Here is a 3025-nt window from a genome sequence, read left to right on the forward strand (position 1 = left end):
CCCAAGGCCGGGAAGTTAGCGTTCTCGCAGGTCCTGCAAGCACATTGAGGGTTCGAAGCGAAAGCACAACGGAGCTCGTTGGTACAGGCAGTCGACCAAGACAGCTTGTACGTGAGGAGCTCCGTTGCAGGTTCATCTTGCCCTGCCGTCCACGCTGACTGCCATCACCCGTACGGTGACCGTGGCCGCGGGCCGGTTCGCCCCGGGCCACCTGGGAGAGCTGACCGCCGTGGTGCCGTTCGAGCTCGTGGACGCGGTGCTGGCGGAGACGCGGACGGTGCAGCGGCGGCTGCGGGACCTGCCCTCTCGGGTCGGAATGTACTTCCTGCTCGCAATGTGCCTGTTCCCTGAGGTCGGCTACCGGCTGGTCTGGGACAAGCTCACCAGCGGCCTGGCCGGCATACCGGTGGCCTCACCGAGCACGAAGGCCCTGCGGGACCTTCGCCGACGGCTGGGGGCCGCGCCGGTTCGGTCACTGTTCGAGGTGCTCGCCGGGCTGCTGGCACGCCCTACCACGCCGGGGGTGCGCTTCGGTGCCTACCGGACCGTGTCCTTCGATGGCTGCAGCTCGCTTCGGGTGCCCGATTCACCCCGCAATCGGGCCTGGCTCGGGCGGACAGCCCATCACGGCTATCCCACGCTGGAGTTGATGACGCTGGTCGAGACCGGGACAAGGTCCATGATCGGCGCAGTGTTCGGCCCCACCGACGAGGGCGAGACCGCCTATGCCTGCCGACTGCTGCATCTGCTGAGGCCGGACATGCTGGTGCTGTGGGACAAGGGCTTCGACGCCAACGACTTCCTCGCCCAGGCGACCGCGACTGGCGCGAAGGTGCTGGGCCGGCTCCGCAGCAACCGGCGCACCCCGGTCCTGGCCCGTCTCGACGACGGCTCATACCTGTCGGTGATCGGCACTGTGGGCGTCCGGGTCATCGACGCTGAAATCACGGTGACCTGCGCTGACGGCACCGTCTTCACCGGCTTCTACCGGCTGGTCACCACCTTGACGGACGCCCGCCGGCACCCTGCGGCGACGCTGATCAAGCTCTACCACGAGCGCTGGGAACACGAGAGCGCGTACTACGCACTCCGCCACACGATCATGGCCGGACGGAAGCTCCGCTCGAACGACCGGGCCGGCCTCGAGCAGGAGATGTGGGCCCTGCTCACGCTCTACCAGGCCCTACGGACCGTGATGGTCGAGGCCGCCGAGTCCATCCCCGGCACCGACCCCGACCGCTGCTGCTTCACTGTGGCACTCCAGACCGCCCGTGACCAGGTCGTCCAGGCCGCCGGGATCGTTCCCGACGAGCAAGGACGCCTCGGACTGACCGGCCGCCGGGTGCTGTCCCGCCTCCTTGCGCCCCGCCGCCACCGGACCAGCACCCGCAAGGTCAAGTCGCCGATGTCCCGCTACAGCGAGCGACGCGACGACGGCCGCCCAGATCACAGCCGCATCATCACCGACCTCGCCGTCACCGTCCTCGAACCCGGCCCCGAACCGCCGCCTCTGCCCACCGTCTCCCGAGACGACCGCTACACCGCCCCGGCCCAGCGACGACGGCATCGCATCCTCGCCCTGCTGCAGGACGACCCGAACCGGCTGTGGAGACCCGCGGAGATCGCCGCCCACTTCGGCGACGTCACCCTGCACACCATGTATCGGCAACTGTCCCGATGGGCCAACACCGGGCTCATCCACAAGCTCGGACCCGGCCTCTACGCAGCCACAACCTGGACCTCAACCCCCTTGCCACCAGCACAAACAGGCTAACTTCCCGGCCTTGGGGAAGGCCCCGTGAGCTTGGCCAGGGCTTCCTTGCGGGTGGTGCCGTAGACGCGGATGCGCTTGCGGGTGTTGCCAGGGGCGAGGACGTATCCGGCGGCTTCCCAGCGGCTGTCCTTGCGTTGGTAGACGGTTCCGTCGCCGTTGGCGCGGGTGCGGCGGGAGGTGGGGGTGTCTCGGGGCGTGGTCATCAGGCGGCGGCTTCCTGGTCGAGGCGAGTGCGGATGAAGTCGGTCAGGGCGTGTGTGGGGATGCGGCGGGCGCGGCCGAGGGTGATCGAGGCGAGCTGCCGGGTGCGGAGCAGGTCGTAGACGGCGGAGCGGCCGAGCTGGAGGCGGGCCATGACCTGGGGGACAGTGAGGAGTTCCGTGCCGGAGGTCACGCGGCGGCCCCTGCCCGGACTCCACTGGTCAGCCGATTAGTGGAGTGACCGACCGGGTGACCAGTACGGTCACCGGAGTGCTCCAAGCGTCGGGTTCGGGTCGGTTGCTCGGGCCGGGTCTGCCGCGTCGCGGCCAGGAGGTCGGCGAGGTGTTCGAGTTCGGGCAGGAGGCCGGTTCCTGCGTACTGCCAGTGGGAGATGACCAGCGTCGTGTCCGAGTCCATGCGCTGACCGGCGATGTTGCCGTGACCGAGTCGGTGACCGGCGGCCAGGTCAGTGGAGTGTCCGGCGCGGTCACTGACCGGACTGCCGTCCGTCTGACCGGCCTGCGTCTCCGCCGACGCTGGCGCGGGGGTCTGGGCGTCGGGTCGGCCGGTTCGCCAGGCGGCGCGTTCGGCTCGGAGGTAGGCGAGGGTGGTGGAGTAGCGGCGGGTGCGGGTGGAGAAGTGGCCTCGGAAGCCGAGCATGTGGGCCCATTGAACTCTTCTCGGTAACGCCTCGTGACGTTTTGTGATCTTCGTTCAGGCGGTGCGGTCGTGCTCGAGCTGGAGCAGGACGAGGGCGGCTCGGGCGATGCGGGTGATGGCCGAGGGGTCGAGGCTGACCCTGCGCAGGGCCTTGAAAGTGACCTTCAGCAGGGCGTTGGCACGTTCGGCGACGGCGTGGACGCCTCGGATCACGGCGTTGAACGCCTGGTCGGGCTCGGCGAGTTCACCGCCCTTGGGCTTCTTGACCGGGTGACGGAAGCCGGGCCCGGCGTTCTCGTAGCCGAGGTCGGTCAGGGTGGGGACGCCCAGGGTGGCGGCGAGCCGGTTCAGGGCGTCGACCAGTCCGTGGGCCCGTGCGCAGGTGGTGTC

General features: G+C 69.3%; 4 protein-coding genes and 1 pseudogene. 1 reads left to right on the forward strand and 4 read right to left on the reverse strand.

Annotation, left to right across the window (positions count from 1 at the left end):
* Positions 1-124: 124 nt before the first annotated feature.
* On the forward strand, positions 125-1774 hold the full coding sequence (locus B9S61_RS16315) for an IS4 family transposase (RefSeq protein WP_103542876.1): 1650 nt from the start codon (positions 125-127) through the stop codon (positions 1772-1774).
* Between the two features lie 23 nt (positions 1775-1797).
* Here B9S61_RS16315 and B9S61_RS16320 read toward each other — a convergent pair.
* From B9S61_RS16320 to B9S61_RS16335, 4 genes and pseudogenes are all read right to left on the reverse strand, one after another.
* Positions 1798-1977: pseudogene (locus tag B9S61_RS16320) on the reverse strand (site-specific integrase); the annotation flags it as partial.
* The gene (locus tag B9S61_RS16325) at positions 1977-2168 is read right to left on the reverse strand and encodes a helix-turn-helix domain-containing protein (RefSeq protein ID WP_103542915.1); all 192 of its coding nucleotides are present in this window, start codon (positions 2166-2168) and stop codon (positions 1977-1979) included. The gene B9S61_RS16325 and the pseudogene B9S61_RS16320, both read right to left, overlap by 1 nt.
* Entirely contained in the window at positions 2165-2635 is a 471-nt protein-coding gene (locus B9S61_RS16330) for a replication initiator (protein ID WP_374936215.1), read from the reverse strand. The genes B9S61_RS16325 and B9S61_RS16330 overlap by 4 nt, the downstream gene beginning before the upstream one ends.
* 54 nt (positions 2636-2689) lie before the next feature.
* On the reverse strand, positions 2690-3025 hold a 336-nt coding region (locus B9S61_RS16335), incomplete at its 5' end, for a transposase family protein (protein ID WP_146064862.1).

This window comes from Streptomyces sp. SM1, assembly GCF_002910825.1.
In the GTDB taxonomy this organism is placed as follows: Bacteria; Actinomycetota; Actinomycetes; order Streptomycetales; family Streptomycetaceae; genus Streptomyces; species Streptomyces okerensis.

What these genes read in the sequence shown, in the direction of transcription:
- B9S61_RS16330 (WP_374936215.1), bottom strand. Translation starts at nt 2,635, where the DNA reads ATGCTCGGCTTCCGAGGCCACTTCTCCACCCGCACCCGCCGCTACTCC.